The 19,003-nt window shown below is 71.9% G+C and carries 16 protein-coding genes; 7 read left to right on the top strand and 9 right to left on the bottom strand.

Features of this window, described 5'->3' with window-relative positions:
* Positions 1-354: an HIT domain-containing protein gene (locus Actob_RS06465; RefSeq protein WP_284919138.1), complete on the bottom strand. Its 354-nt coding sequence runs from the start codon at positions 352-354 to the stop codon at positions 1-3.
* Positions 355-432: 78 nt separating this feature from the next.
* Between Actob_RS06465 and Actob_RS06460 the strand changes: the two genes are divergently transcribed.
* The gene (locus Actob_RS06460; protein WP_284919137.1) at positions 433-2,868 is read left to right on the top strand and encodes a beta-glucosidase family protein; all 2,436 of its coding nucleotides are present in this window, start codon (positions 433-435) and stop codon (positions 2,866-2,868) included.
* Between the two features lie 537 nt (positions 2,869-3,405).
* Here Actob_RS06460 and Actob_RS06455 read toward each other — a convergent pair.
* Positions 3,406-4,755 carry an MATE family efflux transporter gene (locus tag Actob_RS06455; RefSeq protein WP_284919136.1) on the bottom strand — a complete coding sequence of 450 codons (1,350 nt, stop codon included), beginning with the start codon at positions 4,753-4,755 and terminating at the stop codon, positions 3,406-3,408.
* Between the two features lie 87 nt (positions 4,756-4,842).
* Between Actob_RS06455 and Actob_RS06450 the strand changes: the two genes are divergently transcribed.
* Positions 4,843-5,373 carry a PadR family transcriptional regulator gene (locus Actob_RS06450; protein WP_284919135.1) on the top strand — a complete coding sequence of 177 codons (531 nt, stop codon included), beginning with the start codon at positions 4,843-4,845 and terminating at the stop codon, positions 5,371-5,373.
* Positions 5,374-5,714: 341 nt separating this feature from the next.
* On the opposite strand, the gene Actob_RS06445 is transcribed toward Actob_RS06450, so the two are convergent.
* Positions 5,715-6,449, bottom strand: coding sequence for a 16S rRNA (uracil(1498)-N(3))-methyltransferase (locus Actob_RS06445; protein WP_284919134.1), 735 nt, complete (start codon positions 6,447-6,449; stop codon positions 5,715-5,717).
* Between the two features lie 306 nt (positions 6,450-6,755).
* Complete coding sequence (locus tag Actob_RS06440) at positions 6,756-7,868, bottom strand: epoxide hydrolase family protein (RefSeq protein WP_284919133.1); 1,113 nt, start codon at positions 7,866-7,868, stop codon at positions 6,756-6,758.
* A gap of 116 nt (positions 7,869-7,984) precedes the next feature.
* On the opposite strand from Actob_RS06440, the gene Actob_RS06435 reads away from it, so the two are divergent.
* On the top strand, positions 7,985-8,593 hold the full coding sequence (locus tag Actob_RS06435) for a TetR/AcrR family transcriptional regulator (protein WP_284919132.1): 609 nt from the start codon (positions 7,985-7,987) through the stop codon (positions 8,591-8,593).
* Positions 8,594-9,024: 431 nt separating this feature from the next.
* On the opposite strand, the gene dnaJ is transcribed toward Actob_RS06435, so the two are convergent.
* Both dnaJ and hrcA read right to left on the bottom strand, forming a co-directional pair.
* A complete protein-coding gene (dnaJ, locus tag Actob_RS06430; RefSeq protein ID WP_284919131.1) occupies positions 9,025-10,164 on the bottom strand; it encodes a molecular chaperone DnaJ in 1,140 nt (379 codons plus the stop codon).
* 34 nt (positions 10,165-10,198) lie between these two features.
* Positions 10,199-11,221, bottom strand: coding sequence for a heat-inducible transcriptional repressor HrcA (gene hrcA / locus Actob_RS06425; RefSeq protein ID WP_284919130.1), 1,023 nt, complete (start codon positions 11,219-11,221; stop codon positions 10,199-10,201).
* A 113-nt stretch (positions 11,222-11,334) separates the two neighbouring features.
* Here hrcA and Actob_RS06420 point away from each other — a divergent pair, with 113 nt between their 5' ends.
* The gene (locus Actob_RS06420; RefSeq protein ID WP_284919129.1) at positions 11,335-11,778 is read left to right on the top strand and encodes a DUF4870 domain-containing protein; all 444 of its coding nucleotides are present in this window, start codon (positions 11,335-11,337) and stop codon (positions 11,776-11,778) included.
* A 5-nt stretch (positions 11,779-11,783) separates the two neighbouring features.
* On the opposite strand, the gene hemW is transcribed toward Actob_RS06420, so the two are convergent.
* Entirely contained in the window at positions 11,784-12,983 is a 1,200-nt protein-coding gene (gene hemW, locus Actob_RS06415; RefSeq protein ID WP_284919128.1) for a radical SAM family heme chaperone HemW, read from the bottom strand.
* An 83-nt stretch (positions 12,984-13,066) separates the two neighbouring features.
* On the opposite strand from hemW, the gene Actob_RS06410 reads away from it, so the two are divergent.
* The 3 genes from Actob_RS06410 (at position 13,067) to Actob_RS06400 (ending at position 16,494) form a co-directional block, all read left to right on the top strand.
* Entirely contained in the window at positions 13,067-13,843 is a 777-nt protein-coding gene (locus Actob_RS06410) for an enoyl-CoA hydratase-related protein (protein ID WP_284919127.1), read from the top strand.
* A 50-nt stretch (positions 13,844-13,893) separates the two neighbouring features.
* Positions 13,894-14,748, top strand: a complete 855-nt coding sequence (locus Actob_RS06405; protein ID WP_284919126.1) for a hypothetical protein — start codon at positions 13,894-13,896, stop codon at positions 14,746-14,748.
* Between the two features lie 114 nt (positions 14,749-14,862).
* Positions 14,863-16,494, top strand: a complete 1,632-nt coding sequence (locus Actob_RS06400; protein ID WP_284919125.1) for a PAS domain-containing protein — start codon at positions 14,863-14,865, stop codon at positions 16,492-16,494.
* A gap of 78 nt (positions 16,495-16,572) precedes the next feature.
* Here the strand turns inward: Actob_RS06400 and Actob_RS06395 are convergent, their stop codons facing one another.
* Positions 16,573-16,848, bottom strand: coding sequence for a GlsB/YeaQ/YmgE family stress response membrane protein (locus Actob_RS06395; protein WP_284919124.1), 276 nt, complete (start codon positions 16,846-16,848; stop codon positions 16,573-16,575).
* Positions 16,849-16,930: 82 nt separating this feature from the next.
* Positions 16,931-18,835 (bottom strand): translation elongation factor 4, encoded by a 1,905-nt coding sequence (lepA, locus tag Actob_RS06390; protein WP_284919123.1) that lies wholly within the window; start codon positions 18,833-18,835, stop codon positions 16,931-16,933.
* Between the last annotated feature and the right edge of the window lie 168 nt (positions 18,836-19,003).

Genomic DNA, 19,003 nt, shown 5'->3' with positions numbered 1-19,003 from the left:
TCAGTTGCCGGCGAGCATCGGGCCGAGCGGCGCCCCGCCGACGACGTGCGCGTGCACGTGGAAGACCTCCTGGCCGCCGTGCCGGCCGGTGTTGAAGATGACCCGGAATCCGTCGCCGGTCAGGCCCTCGGCCTCGGCCACGGCTGCCGCGACGGCCAGCACGTCGGCGGCGGCCGACGGGTTCGCGGTGGCCAGCGCCACCACGTCGGCGTGGTGCTCGACCGGGATCACCAGGACGTGGGTCGGGGCCTTCGGATCGATGTCGCGGAAGGCCACTGTGGTGTCGGTGCGGTGCACCACGGTGGCCGGGATCTCGCCGGCGACGATGCGGCAGAACAGGCAGGAGTTGTCCACCCGTCGGATCTTATGCGGGCCGCGAGTGGGCTTGAATGGGTCCCGGAATTCCGTTTTCCTCGTGGGGAGCGCTCTCAGATGACCGACATTGATCACCTGATCGGCCAGTTGTCGCTGGCCGAGAAGGTGTCCCTGCTGACCGGGCAGGACTTCTGGTCGCTCCCGGCGATCCCGCGCGTCGGCCTGCGCTCGCTCGTCATGTCGGACGGCCCGATCGGGGTCCGGGGCACCGGCTGGGCACCGGAGGACCCGTCGGTCGCCCTGCCCAGCCCGACCGCGCTGGCCGCGTCCTGGGATCCGGAGCTGGCCGCCGAGGCGGGCCGGCTGCTCGGCCGGGAGGCCCGGCGCAAGGGCGTGCACGTGGTGCTCGGCCCGACGGTCAACCTGCACCGCACCCCGCTGAACGGCAGGCACTTCGAGTGCTACTCGGAGGATCCGCTGCTCACCGGGGAGATCGCCGCCGGGTTCGTGCGCGGCGTGCAGGAGCACGGGGTCGGGACCACGGTGAAGCACCTGGTCGGGAACGACTTCGAGACCGACCGGATGACCGTCGACGTGCGGATTCCGGAACGGGCGCTGCGCGAGCTCTACCTGGCGCCGTTCGAGCGGGTGGTGCGGGCCGGCGGGTGGGGCGTGATGAGCGCGTACAACGGGGTCAACGGCGCGCCGATGGCGCGGAACGGCCGCATCCAGGAGGAGATCCTGAAGCGGGAGTGGGGCTTCGACGGGGTGGTGGTCTCCGACTGGCGGGCCGCCCGGGAGACGGTCGGGGCCGCCCTCGGCGGCCTGGACATCGCCATGCCGGCGATGGACAACCCCTGGGGAGCGCGACTCGCGGAGGCGGTCCGGTCCGGGTCCGTGCCGATCGAGGTGATCGACGACAAGGTACGGCGGGTGCTGCGGCTGGCCGAGCGAGTCGGCGTGCTGTCCCCCGCGACGTCCACCCCTGGCCGGCTCGCCGGTCCCGGCGCCGGCTCCGCGGCCGCTCCCGGTCCCGGCGCCGGCTCCGGCTCCGGCTCCGCGGCCGCTCCCGGTGCCGCGGACGGTGACGCGGTGGCGTTTCGCGTCGCGGCCCGTTCCTTCGTGTTGACCCGCAATGAGGGGCTGCTGCCGTTGAGCCCCGGGAACTCCGGGCACATCGCCGTCATCGGCGCGCTCGCCCAGGACGCCCGGGTGCTCGGCGGCGGCAGCGCCCAGGTGGCCCCGCCGCACGTGATCTCGCCGCTGGACGGGATCCGGCAGGTGTTCCCGGACGTCTCCTACGCCGTCGGCGCCGACCCCCGCCCGTTCCTGCCGGCGGCCCAGGGCCCCGGCTGGTCGCCGTTCCGGATCGACATCGGGGCGTACCGGTTCGAGGTGCCGGCCGCCACGGTCCGCTGGCTCGGTGACCCGCCCGGCGGCCTGGCCGTCGAGGAGATCAGCTTTCTGGAGCTGACCACCACCTACACCCCGGCCGCCGGCGGCGAGCACGTCTTCGCGGTCTCCGGGTTCGGCACGTTCCAGCTGACCGTGGGCGACCGGAAGCTCTACCAGGGCTCCCTGCACCCGCCCGGCACCGGCCGCGCCGACCTGCTGCTGCACCCGCGCGAGCAGCGGTTCGCCGTCACCCTGCCGGCCGGCGAGCCGGTCGCGGTCACGATGCGGCAGAGCTTCGAGCCGGGGACGGCGCACTCGGCCGGTACCACGCTCGGCCACCGGCCGCCCGGCCCGGACGAGGACGGCCTGATCGCCGAGGCCGTCGCGCTGGCCGCCCGCTCGGACGTGGCAGTGGTGGTGGTCGGCACCACCGAGCAGGTCGAGTCGGAGGGCTTCGACCGCACGACGCTCGCGCTGCCCGGCCGGCAGGACGAGCTGGTGAGCCGGGTCGCGGCGGCCAACCCGCGGACCGTCGTGGTGGTCAACGCCGGCTCGCCGGTGCTGCTGCCCTGGGCCGACGAGGTGGCGGCGGTGCTGCTCACCTGGTTCCCCGGGCAGGAGGCGGGCGCGGCCCTCGCGGCGGTGCTGACCGGTGCCGAGGAGCCCGGCGGCCGGCTGCCGACCACCTGGCCGCGGCGCGCGGAGGACTGCCCGGTGCTCGCCGTCGAGCCGAAGGACGGGACCCTTTCGTACGACGAGGGCGTCTTCATCGGCTACCGGGGCTGGACGGAGCGGCCGCGCTACGCATTCGGTTCCGGGCTCGGCTACACGACCTGGGCGTACACCGCGGTGAAGGCGTCTCCGGACGCGGCGATCGTGACAGTGACCAACACCGGTGAACGCACCGGCCGCGAGGTGGTGCAGATCTACCTCTCCTCGTCGGCGCCGTGCCCGGTCGAGCGTCCACGGCAGTGGCTGGCCGGTTTCGCTTCGGTCCAGGCCGCCCCCGGCGAGACGGTCACGGTCCGGATTCCCCTGGCGGAACGCGCTTTCCAGGTCTGGTCCGACGGCTGGCAGACCATCCCGGGCCGGTACACGGTGACCGCCGCACACGCCCTCGACGATCCCCGCCAGACCACCGAGATCGAACTCCCCTGACCGTCCCGCACTCCTGGACGCCGGCGCTCCCGGTCCCAACACCACCGTCACGACCAGCCCAGCATCCCGGGCTGGCACCCACGGTGGTGTCAGGAGCCCGGAGACCACCGCCACAACCAGCCCAGACCCCGGGGCTGGCACCCACGGTGGTATCACCAGCCCGCAGACCACCGCCACAACCAGCCCAGACCCCGGGGCTGGCACCCACGGTGGTATCACCAGCCCGCAGACCACCGCCACAACCAGCCCGGGTCTCGGGGCTGGCGCTCACGGTGGTGTCAGCGCGCCGGATACCACTGTCAGGACCAGCTGGGACTGATCTTGACGGGGCGCGGCTGGTTGCCCGGACGGGTGCTGCGGGCGTACCGGAAAGCGGACCGCGGCCTGGAGCGGCGCGCGGACCGCTACCGGCAGCGCGTCCGCATCGGCCGCTTCACCAGCGAACGGCACCGGCGGCCGCGACCGCGACCAGCGGCACCCCCGGCCCGGGATGCCACGTGACCGGCGTCGAGCGCAACCGACGACCAGCCAACTCCGCTAACGGCGCGGAGAGGCGCGACGATCTTTCCCGGGGGGCGAAGTGTCCACACCGGGCTGTGGACGGCCGCGGGTGGCCGGCAAGGGCTGGGCCAGCCACAGCACCAGGGCCAGCTGCAGCACGGCGGCCAGCGACATCGCGAGCCAGACGCCGGGCAGGTTCAGACGGGTGGGCAGCCACCAGGCCAGGGCCGTCTGGGTGGCGGTGCCGGCCACGGTCACGGCGAAGAGCGCGGGCCCCCGGCCGGCAGCCATCAGGAACCCGGCCACCGCGATGACCGCGGCGATCGGCGTCAGATAGCCGCCGACACAGCGCAGGAAGAGCACCCCGACCGCGACGACCTCGTGATCGCCGGTGAACCCTCGCATGATCAGCGGGGCGAGCAGCGCGAAGAGGGCACTCGCGGCGGCACCGGTGAGCAGGGCGAGGGCGAGGACCTGGCGGCCGATGGCGGGGCGCTGTTCCGGATGGACGGCCAGCGTGCGCGGGGCATGGATGGTGGCGGCGTTGCGGATGGCGTAGAAGGCCATGGTGGCGAAGTAGAGGACCTTCAGGCCGATGCCGTAGGCCGCCACGGCGGCGACGCCGGAGTGGCCGACGACGGCGAGCAGGGCCAGCGAGCCGCTCATGCGTACCAGGAAGTCTCCGGCGATCGGCGCGCCGGTCCGCAGTACCGCGCCCACCGCACCGCCCCGGCCGGGCCCGGGGCTTCTCCCCGACCGGCGCAGCAGGAACAGGCCGGTGAGCAGGGCGGCGATCCGCCCGAGGACGGTGGCCAGGGCGGCGCCGGTGACGCCGAGGGCCGGGAGCGGGCCGGTTCCGTAGATCAGCAGCGGGTCGATGACCAGGATCAGGGTGTTGGCGACCAGGGCCAGGCGCATCGGGGTGCGGGTGTCGCCACGACCGGCGAAGATCGCGTCGACGACCTGCTGCGCGTAGAAGATCGCCACGCCCGGGAAGAGCACGGTGAGGTAGCCGGCGGCCAGCCGGGCCGCCGCGGGATCGTCGAGGAAGGCGCCGGCGAGCGGCTGACGCAGCGCCAGCCCGGCGGCCACCACCAGCGGGGTGATCAGCGCGTACAGCGACCAGCCGGCGCGGATCACGGACCGGGCGGCGAGCCGGTCGCCGGTCCCGTGCGCGGCGGCGAGCCGCACTGTCACCCCACCGTTGATCAGCAGAACGATGCCGAGCAGCGCGTTCTCCACGCCGGTGGCGACAGCGACCGCGGCGACCGGTGCCGGGCCGAGCCGGGCCACCCAGGCGACGTCGACGATGCCGGTGAGCACGCCGGAGAGCAGCGCCACGTAGTTCGGCACGGCCAGGCGCACCAGCGACTTCCGATGATCCATCGCTACCTCGTTTCGTTGTACCTCTAATCGAGGTACCACGGAACGATATAGGCTGGCCCGGCACCGAACAACCGGGAAAGGGTAGTGATGCTGGCGCTCGCGATTCTCGGCTTCCTGCACGACGAGCCGCTGCACGGATACGAGCTGAAGGAGCGGATCAAGGCCCTGACCGGCCACGTGCGCGCGGTCAGTGACGGCGCCCTCTACCCCGCGATCAACCGGCTGGAAACCGCCGGCCTGCTGGAACGCCGCATCGAGCCGGGCTCGTCGGCAGCGCCCCGCCAGATGCTCTCGCTCACCGACGCCGGTCGCGCCGAGCTGCTCCGGCGGCTCCGCACCCCCTCCGAGGTGGAGATCACCGACCGGAACCGGTACTTCACGGTGCTGGCGTTCCTGCGCCACCTGCCGGACCGCGCGGCGCAGGCCGAGGTGCTCCGCCGCCGGCTGGCTTTCCTGGCGGCCCCGGCCACGTTCTTCTCCCGTGGCGGCGAGCGCCTGCGGGCCGCCGACGTCGACGACCCGTTCCGGCGCGGCATGTTCGAGATCGCCCGCGCCACGTCCCAGGCCGAGCGGGCCTGGCTGGAAGAAACCCTGAAATCCCTGCTGGACGACGCCTGACCGCGCGAGGTCCGCCGCCGCTCACGGCAATTTCCCGGTACGCCGGGAGCCGCCCCTGCCGGCGTCGCGCCCAACGCCGGAACCGCAGGCGCTGAGCGTCTCCCCACCGGCGTCGCGCCCAACGCCGGAACCGCAGGCGCTGAGCGTCTCCCCACCGGCGTCGCGCCCAACGCCGGAACCGCGGGCCCTGAGCGTCTCCCACCGGCCGGGTCCACCGCCAACCGCCGATGCCCGGACTCACCGACGACCGGGGCAGTCGAAACCGCTAGCGGCCGGTCCTCGTCGACACCGAGCCCGCCGGCAGCGGCACCACTCAGCAGCCGAAACCTCCGGTCAGCGCCTCACCAGCGGCCGAGGCGGGTGGCCAGGACGGCGAGGGCGGCGACGCCGGCGGTCGAGGTGCGCAGGACAGCGTCGCCCAGGCGGACCGGGAGCGCCCCGGCGTCACGGAAGGCGTCCAGTTCGGCGTCGCTGATGCCGCCCTCCGGGCCGACCACCAGAACGATCTCCCCGGCGTCCGGCAGCGGCGCGGCGGTCAGTCGCTCGGTGGCCTCCTCGTGCAGCACGAAGGCGGCGGCCGCGTCGGCGCACCGGGCAGCGACCTGCTTGGTGGAGCAGTCCGGATCGCCGGCCACCGACGGCAGCCAGGCTCGCCGGGCCTGCTTGGCGGCCTCCCGTGCGGTGGCCGCCCACTTGTCGCGGGCCTTGAACCCCCGGTCTCCGCGCCACTGCGCCACCGACCGGGACGCCGCCCACGGCACGATCTCGTCGACGCCGGTCTCGGTCATCGCCTGCACGGCCAGCTCGCCCCGGTCGCCCTTGGCGATCCCCTGCACGACGACCAGCCGCGGATCGGCAGCCGGCTCCTGAGCCCGATCCCGCACCGCCACGTCGACGCTGCCCTTGCCCACGGCGACGACCTCGGCTCGCGCGGTCCCTCCACGCCCGTCCGCGAGGATCAACGCCTCGCCGGCCCGGAGCCGCTGCACGGTAGCGGCGTGATGCCCCTCGGGACCGTCCAGCGTGAACGACGATCCGGTGGGCAGGCTCTCGACCAGGAACAGAGGCGCGGACACCCCCGCACGCTACCCCGCGAGGGCATCAGCACCGGATCAGGACCACCGCGATCCCGGACCCCGCCGCGAACCCGGACCCATCGCAGACCCGGGGGCAGCGCGAACCTGGACCCATCGCAGACCCGGGGGCAGCGCGAACCCGGCCCCACCGCAGACCCGGGGGCACCTCGCCCCGGGGCGCCCACGGACCGGGAGCGCACCGCGAACCCCGGAGCGCACCACGGACCCGGATCTTTCACCGCTGGCGCGGTCAAGGGCCGGCGAGAAAGCGGTCGGGGACGGCAAGTGATCAGGGGCGGCCAGCCGTCATGAGCGGAAGAACGCCGTGACGTCGTCGGCGAAGAGTTTGGGCTGCTCGGCGGGGAGGAAGTTGCCGCCGGCGGGCAGCTCGGTCCAGTGGGTGACCGGGGCCTCGCGCTCGGCGAAGCGCCGGATGGTGATGTCGGTGACGCCCAGGGCAACGCCCAGCGGGACCGTGGAACGCTCCTTCGGCGCCCAGGCCGACGGGTCGTGCGCGGACTCCCAGTAGGTGTTCGCCGAGGAGCCGGCGGTGCCGGTGAACCAGTACAGGCTGACGTTGGTGAGGAGCAGGTCGCGGCCGACGGCGTCCTCGGGCAGCTGAGCGGCCGGGTCGGTCCACTCCTGGAATTTCTCGGTGATCCAGGCGAGCTGGCCGACCGGCGAGTCGTGCAGGCCGAACGCCAGGGTCTGCGGGCGCGTCGACTGGATCGCGGCGAAGCCCATCCGGTCGTCGCGGAACTCCTGGAGACGGCGCAGGCGGTCCTGCTCGGCCTCGGTGAGCCCCTCGAACTCGGCCGGGTCGCCGGACGGGAACGTGATGTGGCCGTTGACGTGCACACCGATCACCCGGTCGGGGGCCTGCCGGCCCATCTCGACGGCGATCCAGGCGCCGCCGCCGGTGCCCTGCACGCCATAGCGCTCATAGCCGAGACGGGCCATGATCTCGTTGAGCGCCGCGGCGCTGCGGGCGGTGTGCCACCCCGGGGCGGTGAGCGGGCCGGAGAAGCCCACTCCGGGATTGCTGACCAGGACCAGGTGGAAGTGCGCGCGGAGCGCCTCGACCACCGGCAGATAGAGCGCGAACGAACCGGGCCAGTCGTGGCTGATCAGCAGCGGGACGGCTGCCGGGTCGGTGGACCGGACGTGCGCGAAGTGCAGCGTCTGGCCGTCCACCTCGGTGGTGAACTGGGGCAACTCGTTGAGCCGCGCCTCGGCGGCACGCCAGTCGAACTCACCGGCCCAGTAGTCGGCCAGCCCGCGCAGGTAGTCGACCGGGACGCCACGGGTCCAGCCCTGGCCGGGGATCTCCGGGGTCCAGCGGGTGCGGGCGAGGCGGTCGCGCAGGTCATCCAGATCGGCCTGGGGCACGTCGATGCGGAAGGGGCGGATCGGGGCCATGTCCTGCTCCTCGGGGAGTGAGCGCTCGAACGGAACGGAATGCTTCGTTCCGTTCCAATGTAGCACTCGGCGAAGCGGAGCGGAATACTTCGTTCCGTTCCGGTAGGCTTGTCGGCATGAGGCGACCTGGGCGCGGCGAGCAGGCCGTTCGCAACAACGAGGCGATCCTGGTCGCGGCCCGGGAGATCTTCCTGACCGACCCGCGCGCGCCGGTCGCCGCGGTCGCCGAGCGGGCCAAGGTCGGCATCGGCGCGCTCTACCGGCGCTATCCGAGCAAGGAGGATCTGCTCCGCACGCTCTGCCACGACGGGCTGCGGATCTTCATCACGGAGGCCGAGCGGGCCGCCCGCGAGCCGGACGACTGGGCCGCGTTAACCACGTTCCTGCACGGCGTGGTGCGGGCCGACGTGCACTCGCTCACCGTGCATCTGGCCGGCACGTTCACCCCGACCGAGCAGATGAACGAGGACGCGCGCCGGGCCTCCGAGCTCGCCACCGGCCTGGTCGAGCGGGCCCAGCCACACCTGCGCCCGGGCGTCGGTCCCGCGGACGTGACACTGCTGCTGGAGATGTGCGCGGCGATCCGCGTCCCCGATCCGGGCCGCACCGGCGAGCTGCGCCGGCGATGTCTCACCATGCTGCTCGACGGCCTGCGCGCCGACGGCCCGTTGCCCGGTCCGCCACCGGTTCCGCTGGAGCTGGACTGGCGCTGGCTGCCCCGGTGAGGTCGCCGGGCGAGACCGGCGCCCGGCACCCGGGGCGACCGGCACCGACCATGTGACGGTCGAGCCGCGACCACACGCCGACACCAGCGCCGCTCGCTTCACGAAAGCCGCTACCACCCGGCGAGAGCGACGCCCACCCACTACCACCCGGCGAGAGCGACGCCCACTCACCACCACCCGGCGAGAGCGACGCCGCCGGCTCGGTCCGGGGGTTGACACGTCGCAACCACCCGCGGACGTCGCCCTTGCGGGCCGGGCGTTCTGGACGCGCCAGCGTCCTGCCCGGCCCGCAAGGGTCCCTGGCGGGCCGGGCGTTCTGGACGCGCCAGCGTCCTGCCCGGCCCGCAAGGGTCCCTGGCGGGAGCGACGATCAGTGATCAGCGCGGATCCGAGTCATCAAGCCCGTGAATTTGATCTTGATGACCCGGCGATCAGTGGCCGTTGAAGGCGTCCCGCATCCGGCTGAAGAAGCCGCCCTGCTTGCTCAGCTCGGCGATGTCCTCGCCGCGCGTTTTCGCGAAGTCGCGCAGCATCCGCTCCTGGTCCGCGGTCAGCTTGGTCGGCGTCTTGACGTCCAGGTGGACGAAGAGATCACCGCGGCCCTGACCACGCAGGTGCGGCACCCCCTTGCCCCGGATCCGCAGCGTGCTGGCCGGCTGCGTCCCCGCTTTGACCTCGATGTTCTCCTCGCCGTCGAGGGTCTTGATGGTCATCCTGGTGCCGAGCGCGGCGGCCGTCATCGGCAGCGTGACCCGGCAGTGCAGGTCGTCGCCCTTGCGCGAGTAGACGTCGTGCGGGCGCTCGTGGATCTCGACGTAGAGGTCACCGGCGGTGCCACCGCCGGGGCCGACCTCGCCCTGCTGGGCCAGGCGGATGCGCATGCCGTCCTCGACGCCGGCCGGGATCTTCACGGTCAGCGAGCGGCGGGTGCGGATCCGGCCGTCGCCGGCGCAGGTCGGGCACGGGGTCGGGATGATCGTGCCGTGTCCCTGGCAGTTCGCGCAGGGGCGGGACGAGACGACCTGGCCGAGGAAGGTGCGCTGCACCGACTGCACCTCGCCGCGGCCGCCGCAGACCTCGCAGGTGGCCAGGTGGGTGCCGGACGCGGTGCCGGCGCCGGAGCACTGGGTGCAGAGCACCGCGGTGTCCACGGTGATCGGCGCCTCGACACCGAACGCGGTCTCCACCAGGTCGAGCTCGAGACGCAGGATGGCGTCGGCGCCGGGACGGGTGCGCGGCCGCGGCCCGCGCGAGCCGCCACCGGCCGCGGTGCCGAAGAAGGCATCCATGATGTCCTGGAAGCCGACGAACGGGCCGGCCCCGCCGGGACCGCCGCCGGGCGCGCCGCCGCCGGGCGCCAGCGGGTCACCGCCGAGGTCGACGATCTGCCGCTTCTGGTCGTCGGAGAGAACCTCGTACGCCGCGTTGATGTCCTTGAACTTCTCGTGCGCCTCCGGATCGGGGTTGACGTCCGGGTGGTACTGCCGAGCCAGTTTGCGGTAGGCGCGCTTGATCTCGTCGTCGGTGGCTTCCCGGCTCACGCCGAGAATTCCGTAGTAGTCCTTGGCCACGGGGTTTGGAGTCCTCAATGTCTGCGCGGATCCGTCAATTCTGTGCCAACAGGTCGCCAACGTAGCGTGCCACTGCACGAACAGTAGCGATGGTGCCGGGGTAGTCCATCCTTGTCGGCCCCAGCACGCCGAGCCCACCAACGATCGTCGCACCCGGTCCGTAACCCGTGCTGACCACGGATGCCGACCGGAGGTTGTCGATCTCGTTCTCGTCGCCGATCCGGACCCGGGTGGTGCTCGGCTCCAGGTCGCCGATCAGCTTGAGGAGGATGACCTCCTCCTCGAGCGCTTCGAGTACGGGACGCAGCGTGCCCTGAAAGTCCAACACACCGCCGCGGGTGAGGTTGGCCGTCCCGGCGAGCGCGAGGCGCTCCTCACTCCGCTCGACCAGCGTCTCCAGCAGAACGGTGGCCAGGCACGCCATGTTCCCCCGGCTCCCGGGCACGCACTCGTCGACGAGTTTCTGCACCAGGGGCGGGGTGTCTGCCAATTTCTGACCGGCCAATTTCTCGTTCACCCGGCGGCGCAGGTCCCACACCTCGCCGTCGGGGACCGGGCCGGGCATCTCGACCAGGCGCTGCTCGACCCGGCCGGTGTCGGTGATCATCACGAGCATCAGCCGGGTGGTGGAGATCGGGACCAGCTCCAGGTGCCGCACGGTGGAGCGGGACAGGCTCGGATACTGCACCACCGCGACCTGGCGGGTCAGCTGGGCGAGCAGGCGGACCGTGCGATGCACCACATCGTCGAGGTCGACCACGCCGATCATGAAGCGCTCGATGGCGCGGCGCTCGGCCGGGCTGAGCGGCTTGATCCGGGTGAGCCGGTCGACGAAGAGCCGGTAACCGGCGTCGGTGGGCACCCGGCCGGCGCTGGTGTGCGGCTGCCGGATGTAGCCCTCCTCCTCGAGGACGGCCATGTCGTTGCGCACCGTGGCCGAGGAGACGCCGAGCTGGTGGCGCTCGACCAGCGCCTTGCTGCCGACCGGCTCGCGAGTTTTCACATAATCCTCGACGATCGCCCGCAGCACCTCGAGCTTGCGGTCATCCAGACTCATATGACCCCTCCCTCTGGCACTCCCGCGGACAGAGTGCCAGTCTACTTCGCGGCGGGCGGCAACGCGATGATCGAAAGGTCCGCCGTTGTTCGGTCTCCGATAGCGTGTCGGCCATGACGGAGCCGCCTCGACCGCCAGGTGACGGGTACCCTACGTCCCCCGGATCCCCTTACACTCCCCCGCCGGGCGGATACCAGCCCGGCTATCCGGCCCTCGGCTCGGAGGATCGCGCCTGGATCCTGGTCGCCCACCTGGGCGGCGCGGCCGGCGCGTTCGTCGGCGGCGGGTGCGCCGGTTGGGTGGCGCCGTTGATCTCGCTGCTGGCTCGCGGTGACCGATCGCCGGCCGTGCGCGCCGAGTCGATCAGCGCGCTGAACTTCCAGGTGCTCTGGTCGATCATCGCGCTGATCGGGTACGCCACCATCTGCTTCGGTATCGGGGTGGCGATCACCGTGCTCGCCTGGCTGGCCGGCACGATCTTCGGGGTGATCGCCGGGATCAAGGCCGCCAACAACGAGCCCTACCGCTATCCGATGAGCGGCAGGTTCCTGCGGTAACCGGCTCAGACCAGGTCGCGGATCACCGCGTCGGCCAGCAGCCGGCCGCGCAAGGTCAGAACCAGCAGACCATCGGCGTACGCGTCCGGCTCCAGCAGCCCGTCGCCGAGGGCCCGGGCCGCGCCGCCCGGGTCCACCCGGTCCAGCGGGATCCCCTCGCGCAGCCGGACCCGCAGCATCACGTCCTCGACGTGCCGGTCCTCAGCACTGAGCAGCTCACGACCGTGACCGGGGGAAACCCCATCATTCAGACGATTTGCGTACGCCGACGGATGCTTCACGTTCCACCAGCGCACCCCGCCGACGTGGCTGTGCGCCCCGGGTCCCAGCCCCCACCAGTCGGCGCCGGTCCAATACCGCAGGTTGTGCCGGCACTCGCCGCCGGGTTTCGCCCAGTTGGACACCTCGTACCACTGGAAGCCGGCGGCGGTGAGCGCCTCCTCGGCGGCCAGGTAGCGGTCGGCGGCCACGTCGTCGGAGGGGTAGGGCAGCTCACCCCGGCGCATCCGGGTGGCCATCCGGGTGCCGTCCTCGACGATCAGGGCGTAGGCGCTGACGTGGTCCACCCCGGCGTCGACGACGGTCCGCAGCGAGCGGGCGAAGTCGTCCGCGGTCTCGCCCGGCGTGCCGTAGATCAGATCCAGGTTGACGTGCTCGAAGCCGGCTTTCCGGGCCTCCTCGGCGGCCCGGGGTGCGCGGCCGGCGGTGTGCTTGCGGTCCAGCACCCGCAGCACGTGCTCGGCGGAGGACTGCATGCCCAGCGAGATCCGGGTGAAGCCGGCCGTCCGCAGCGCCGTCAGAGAGGACGTGTCCACCGATTCCGGGTTCGCCTCGGTGGTCACCTCGGCATCGGCCGCCAGCCCCCAGGTGCGGTCGACGCCCTCCAGGATCTTTCCGAGATCGGTGGCGGACAGGAGCGTCGGTGTCCCGCCGCCGACGAAAACGGTGTCCACCCGGCCGGGCTGGATCACCTTCGCGGCCAGCTCCAGCTCCTTCAGGACGGTGTCCGCGTACTCGTCCCGGCTCGCCCCGCCGCCCAGCTCGCTCGCGGTGTAGGTGTTGAAGTCGCAGTACCCGCACCGGCTCGCGCAGAACGGCACGTGGACGTAGACCGCGAAGCCCCGCGCGCCCACCTCGCGAGTTGCTGTGTCGGGGAGCGACCCGTCCGCGGGAACGGGTTCGCCATCAGGGAGTGCGCCGGCCATCCGCCAAGTGTGCCTGGTCCCCGCGGGACGACCGCTCGTGGATCTCCTGGGGCCGCGCCCAAGGAAGCGTTAAGGTGCCGGACATGGATCTGGTCGGTACCGTCACCGTCGCCGGGGTGACCACTCTCACGCTGGACAGCCCCGCGAACCGCAACGCCCTCTCCCGCGCCCTGATCACCGAGCTGCTCACCGCGCTCGGCGCCGCGGCCGCCGACCCGGCGGTCCGGGTGGTGGTGCTCTCGCACACCGGCCCGGTCTTCTGCTCCGGCGCCGACCTGAAGGAGACCGCCGCGACCCGGCCGGGCGAGCGCCTGCCGGTGGAGCTGATGGCCGACCTGCTCGCCGCGCTCTGGGAGTTCCCGAAACCGGTGGTGGCCCGGATCGCCGGGCCGGCCCGGGCCGGTGGCCTGGGACTGATCGGCGCCGCCGACATCGCGGTCTGCGCCCGGTCGGCCACCTTCGCGTTCACCGAGGTCCGGCTCGGGGTGATCCCCGCGGTGATCAGTGCCACCGTGCTGCCCCGGCTGGCGCCGCGGGCGGCGGCCGAGCTCTACCTGACCGGCGACGTCTTCGACGGCGCCCGGGCCGCCGAGATCGGGCTGGTCACCGCCGCCGTCGCGGACGAGGAGCTGGACCGGGCGGTGGCGGACTACTGCGCGTCGCTGATCAAGGGTGGCCCGCTGGCACTGGCCGGCACCAAGCAGCTGCTGCGGCGTACCAGGTCGGAGTCCATCCGCACCGAACTGGCCGACCTCAGTGACCGATCGGCGGGATACTTCACCTCCGCCGAGGGCCGCGAGGGCGTGGCCGCCCGCCGGGAGAAACGCGATCCGAATTGGGTTCCGGCGCAGTCACGATGATCTCCGTGCGCTCGTTGATTAGGCTTGGCGTCCCATGACGAGGAGGTGCGGTGCGGGTTAAGCCAGTGGTCGGGGTACTCGTCTCGCTCGTCCTCATCGCCGTGGTCAGCGTGATCGTCGTGCTCCGGCAGAGCCCGGGCGGCATCAAGCTGCCCCGGCTCGGCCCGGAGTGCACGGTCCGCGCCGACGGCGAGGTGACCCTGGACTCGGTGCAGATGGCCAACGCGGCCACCATCGCCGCGATCGGCATCCGCCGGGAGATGCCGGAGCAGGCCCTGGTGGTGGCGCTGGCCACCGCGCTGCAGGAGTCCAAGCTGGAAAACCTGGACGACGGCGACCGCGACTCGGTGGGCCTCTTCCAGCAGCGCCCCAGCCAGGGCTGGGGCACCGTCGAGCAGATCAAGGATCCGAGGTACGCCGCCGGCAAGTTCTACACCGCGCTGCGCAAGGTGAAGGGCTGGCAGCAGATGCGGGTGACCGACGCCGCCCAGCGGGTGCAGCGCTCGGCGTACCCGAACGCGTACGAGAAGTGGGCGGACGAGTCCCGGGTGCTGGCCCGCGCGCTGATGGGCCGGGCCACCGGCGCCGTCGAGTGCACCGTCTCCGGCTCCCCGGTGGTGCGCGGCGCGGCCGCGGCGACCGCCCTGCTGCGCGGCCTCAAACTCGACTGGGGCAAGAAACTGGACGCCGCCAGCACGGAGGCGGCCGGTCTCACGGTCTCGGTCAGCACCGCGGACAGCGGCTGGCGATACGCGCACTGGCTGGTCTCGCACGCCTCGGCGACCGGCCTCGAACGGGTACGTTTCGGCAACCTGGAGTGGCACGCCCCGGACGGCAAGTGGCAGCAAGTAACCACGGCCGGCGCCCACGATGACGGCCGCGTCGTCGCCGAAGTCTTCAGCTGACGACGCTCCCCGCAACTTTCGGTGACATGCCGTAGTTCTTGGCCCGCATCCCTGGGTTGCGCTGCGTATACATCGACATGGACACTGCGCAACCGCCCTGGTACTAAGTAGGGCGTGTTCTGGGGAGCGCTCGAATGGATCCTGCTGGGAGCGGGGGGCCTCGGGGCGATCACCTACGGTGTGCGGCGCCATCGACCGGCGCGGCGGGCGCCCTGGTGGCTGCTCGCCGGGTCGCTGGTCACGCTCGCGGTGGGCGATGTCTTCTACTCGTATCACCTGCGGGACGTCGCGGATGCCTGGTACCTGGTGATGTTCGGCCTGGTCGCGCTCTGCCTGCTGCAGTTCACCCGGGGCGGCGCGCTGCTGGTCGACCGGGCCCGGCTGATCGACCTGCTCGCCTTCTCCTGCTCGGCGCTGCTGATCATCTGGGTCTTCGTGATCGGCTCGCACGGGCAGTTCGGCGCCGTCCCGCCCGCCGACGTCATCGGTGACCTGCTGCTGATCGGGGTGGCCGGCCGCCTGGTGACCGGCGACCGGCGCAACGTCTCCGCGTGGCTGCTGCTGCTCGGCGCGCTCGGGATGCTGACCGGCGACATCGGCTATCCGCTGGCCAAGGGCCCGCTGACCGAGTCGGCGTACGTGGTGCTCTACCTCTGCTGGGCGCTGGCCGCGCTGCACCCGTCGATGGTCCGGCTGACCGAGCCGGCCACGGTCCGGCCCAGCCCCTGGAAGTTCCGGTGGTCGGCGATGCTCACGGTGTCCGCCTGCGGCCCGCCCGTCGTGCTGCTCATCGAGTCCCTGCACGGGCGGGTCGACGACGGGCCGGTGATCGCCATCACCGGCGCCCTCACCCTGCTGCTCACCATCACCCGGCTGGCCGACGCGATCCGCCGGCACAGCCAGGCGCTCACCCGCGAGCGGGGCCTGCGTGCCGCGACGGCGGCCCTGGTCGCCGCCGCGGACCGGCCGGCCGTCGACGCCGCGGTGCGCGCCGCGGTCGCCCGGCTGCTGCCGCCGCAGGCGGTGCGCCGGGTGTCGCTCGCCGACGAGCTGTCCCCCGCCGAGCAGCCGCCCGCGGTGACCGGTCCGGCGACGCGCGGCTGGTGGCTGGCCGCTGCCGATCCGGACGACCGCACCCTGGTCTGCCCACTGCGCCTGGAACCGCTCGACGTGGCCCGGCCCAGCGGCGGCGCGCTGATCATCACCGGTCGCCGGCGGGAGTTGGTCGCCGGCCACGACGCCCTGGAGGTGCTGGCCGGGCAGGCCGCGCTGGCCCTGGACCGGATCACCCTGGTCGAGGCGATCGGCCGGCGGGACAGCGATCTCTACCTGCGCGCGGTGATCCGCAACACGGCCGACCTGATGGTGGTGATCGACGCCGACCAGCGGGTGCGTTACGCCAGCCCGGCGCTGCGCGAGCTGCTCGGCCGGGTCGAGCTGCCGCCGCTGACCACGCTGGACGAGCTGGTTCACCCGGCCGACCGGGCGCGGGTCCGCAACGCGTTGCGGTCGCTGGGCGACGGCACCGCGCACTGCGCGCTGCAGCGGGCCGACGGCGGCCAGATCCTGGTCGAGCTCACCTATCGGGATCTGCGCGAGGACCGGCTGGTGCGTGGCCTGGTCGTGACGATGCGGGACATCACCGCCAACCACGATCCGGCCGAGCGGCATCCGCGGCAGGAGCACAGCGGCGAGCTGCCCGCCTGGGTCAACCGCCGCAGCGCCCAGCAGCGTTTCCGCTATTAGAAAATCAACACCGGATTGGCGTACGACATGCAAAAGCGCCGGACCTCGTAGCGAGGTCCGGCGCTTTTACGGTGTCCGTTATCGGGTCAGGCCACGGCGGCCGCTCACCCCAACGGTGAGGGCAACACCGATCGCGGCCAGCACGACCTGGAAGAAGAACTCGATCCAGTCGAAGCCGTTGGTGTGGGCGACACCGAACGCCCGGGCCAGCACCGTGCCCAGCAGCGCCGCGACGACACCAATGACCATGGTCAGCCAAATCGGGATGTTCTGCTTACCGGGTACGACCAGGCGACCCAGGGCACCGATGATCAGACCGACGATGAGCGCGGTGATGATGCCGGTGACTGTCATGTGGTTCCTCCTCGGGGGTGGAGCTTGTCGGTTGCGTCCGTCGAGCCCCAGAGTTCCCGACCCCGCGAAAACTCAAACCGCCCTATTTTTTGGCGCCTTTCGGGTCGGCCGCCTCGGAGGTGGAGAGGGCGGCGATGAAGGCCTCCTGCGGCACCTCCACGCGACCCACCATCTTCATCCGCTTCTTGCCTTCCTTCTGCTTCTCCAGCAGCTTGCGCTTGCGGCTGATGTCACCGCCGTAGCACTTCGCGAGCACGTCCTTGCGGATCGCCCGGATGGTCTCGCGGGCGATGATCCGGGAACCGATGGCCGCCTGGATGGGCACCTCGAACTGCTGCCGGGGGATCAGTTTCTGCAGCTTGGCGGCGATCGTCGTGCCGTACGAGTAGGCGTTGTCCTTGTGCACGATGGCGCTGAACGCGTCGACCGGCTCGCCGTGCAGCAGGATGTCCACCTTGACCAGGTCGGCGACCTGCTCGCCGGAGGGCTCGTAGTCCAGCGAGGCGTACCCCTTGGTCTTGCTCTTGAGCTGGTCGAAGAAGTCGAAGATGATCTCGGCGAGCGGCAGGGTGTAGCGCAGCTCCACCCGTTCGGAGGACAGGTACTCCATGCCGAGCAGGCTGCCGCGGCGGCTCTGGCACAGCTCCATGACGGCGCCGACATACTCGTTCGGCACCAGGACTGTGGCCCGCACCACAGGCTCGTGGATCTCCGCGATCTTGCCGGCCGGGAACTCGCTCGGGTTGGTGACCGTCTGCTCCTTCCCGTCCTCGGTGACCACCTGGTAGACCACGTTCGGCGCGGTGGAGATCAGGTCCAGGCCGAACTCGCGCTCCAGCCGCTCGCCGATGATCTCCAGGTGCAGCAGGCCCAGGTAGCCGACGCGGAAGCCGAAACCGAGCGCGGCCGAGGTCTCCGGCTCGTAGGTGAGCGCGGCGTCGTTGAGCTTGAGCTTGTCCAGCGCGTCCCGCAGAGCCGGGTAGTCCGAGCCGTCGATCGGGTAGAGACCCGAGTAGACCATCGGTTTCGGGTCCTTGTAGCCGCCGAGCGCCTCCTTGGCGGGGCGGCTGTTGCCGGTGACGGTGTCACCGACCTTCGACTGGCGGACGTCCTTCACACCGGTGATCAGGTAACCGACCTCGCCGACGCCGAGAGCGCCCGCCTTCTCCATCTCCGGGGAGGCGACACCCAGCTCCAGCAGCTCGTGCACGGCGCCGGTGGACATCATCTTGATCCGGTCGCGGGCCTGGATCCGGCCGTCGATCACCCGGACGTAGGTGACCACGCCGCGGTACACGTCGTACACCGAGTCGAAGATCATCGCGCGGGCCGGGCCGTCCGGGTCGCCGACCGGGGGCTGGAACTGCCGGACGATCTCGTCGAGCAGGTGGTCCACGCCGACGCCGGTCTTGCCGGAGACCCGCATCACGTCGGTGGGCTCGACGCCGATGAGCTTGGCCAGCTCCTCGGCGTACTTCTCCGGCTGCGCGGCGGGCAAGTCGATCTTGTTGAGCACCGGGATGATGTGCAGGTCGTTCTCCATCGCCAGGTACAGGTTGGCGAGGGTCTGCGCCTCGATCCCCTGCGCGGCGTCGACCAGCAGGATCGCGCCCTCACAGGCGGCCAGGCTGCGGGAGACCTCGTAGGTGAAGTCGACGTGGCCCGGGGTGTCGATCATGTTGAGGACGGCGGACTCGCCCTTGCCGTCCCCCTCGCGCACGGTCCACGGCATGCGGACCGCCTGCGACTTGATGGTGATGCCGCGCTCGCGCTCGATGTCCATCCGGTCGAGGTACTGCGCGCGCATCTGCCGCGGGTCGACCACCCCGGTGATCTGCAGCATCCGGTCGGCCAGCGTCGACTTGCCGTGGTCGATGTGGGCGATGATGCAGAAGTTGCGGATGCGGCTGGGATCGGTCGATCCGATCACGTTCACGCCGGGGTCGAGCGGTCCAGGCACGGTCGTCCGTTCTTCTCGGGCTGGCATGCTTCTCGAGCTGCCCTGTGGGCTTCGGGGCGCCGGCGGACACGCCGGGCCTTCCCTATCGTCCCACGCCCGGATGGTCAGGTCCGATCACACCCGTGCGAGCGGTCCGGCCGACCCCCGCGGACCGGGCGAAAGCTCCACGACAACCGGATGGCGGGGCCGATCACC

The organism is Actinoplanes oblitus, assembly GCF_030252345.1.
GTDB classification, from domain to species: Bacteria; Actinomycetota; Actinomycetes; order Mycobacteriales; family Micromonosporaceae; genus Actinoplanes; species Actinoplanes oblitus.
The sequence above is the reverse complement of the archived record's forward strand: the minus strand, read 5'-3'. Positions and strand labels throughout refer to the sequence as shown.

Bases quoted from the DNA above. Each gene is read 5' to 3' on its own strand.
- Actob_RS06460 (WP_284919137.1), top strand. From the start codon at position 433: ATGACCGACATTGATCACCTGATCGGCCAGTTGTCGCTGGCCGAGAAG.
- Actob_RS06455 (WP_284919136.1), bottom strand. From the start codon at position 4,755: ATGGATCATCGGAAGTCGCTGGTGCGCCTGGCCGTGCCGAACTACGTG.
- Actob_RS06450 (WP_284919135.1), top strand. From the start codon at position 4,843: ATGCTGGCGCTCGCGATTCTCGGCTTCCTGCACGACGAGCCGCTGCAC.
- Actob_RS06440 (WP_284919133.1), bottom strand. From the start codon at position 7,868: ATGGCCCCGATCCGCCCCTTCCGCATCGACGTGCCCCAGGCCGATCTG.
- Actob_RS06435 (WP_284919132.1), top strand. From the start codon at position 7,985: ATGAGGCGACCTGGGCGCGGCGAGCAGGCCGTTCGCAACAACGAGGCG.
- hrcA (WP_284919130.1), bottom strand. From the start codon at position 11,221: ATGAGTCTGGATGACCGCAAGCTCGAGGTGCTGCGGGCGATCGTCGAG.
- Actob_RS06420 (WP_284919129.1), top strand. From the start codon at position 11,335: ATGACGGAGCCGCCTCGACCGCCAGGTGACGGGTACCCTACGTCCCCC.
- hemW (WP_284919128.1), bottom strand. From the start codon at position 12,983: ATGGCCGGCGCACTCCCTGATGGCGAACCCGTTCCCGCGGACGGGTCG.
- Actob_RS06410 (WP_284919127.1), top strand. From the start codon at position 13,067: ATGGATCTGGTCGGTACCGTCACCGTCGCCGGGGTGACCACTCTCACG.
- Actob_RS06395 (WP_284919124.1), bottom strand. From the start codon at position 16,848: ATGACAGTCACCGGCATCATCACCGCGCTCATCGTCGGTCTGATCATC.
- lepA (WP_284919123.1), bottom strand. From the start codon at position 18,835: ATGCCAGCCCGAGAAGAACGGACGACCGTGCCTGGACCGCTCGACCCC.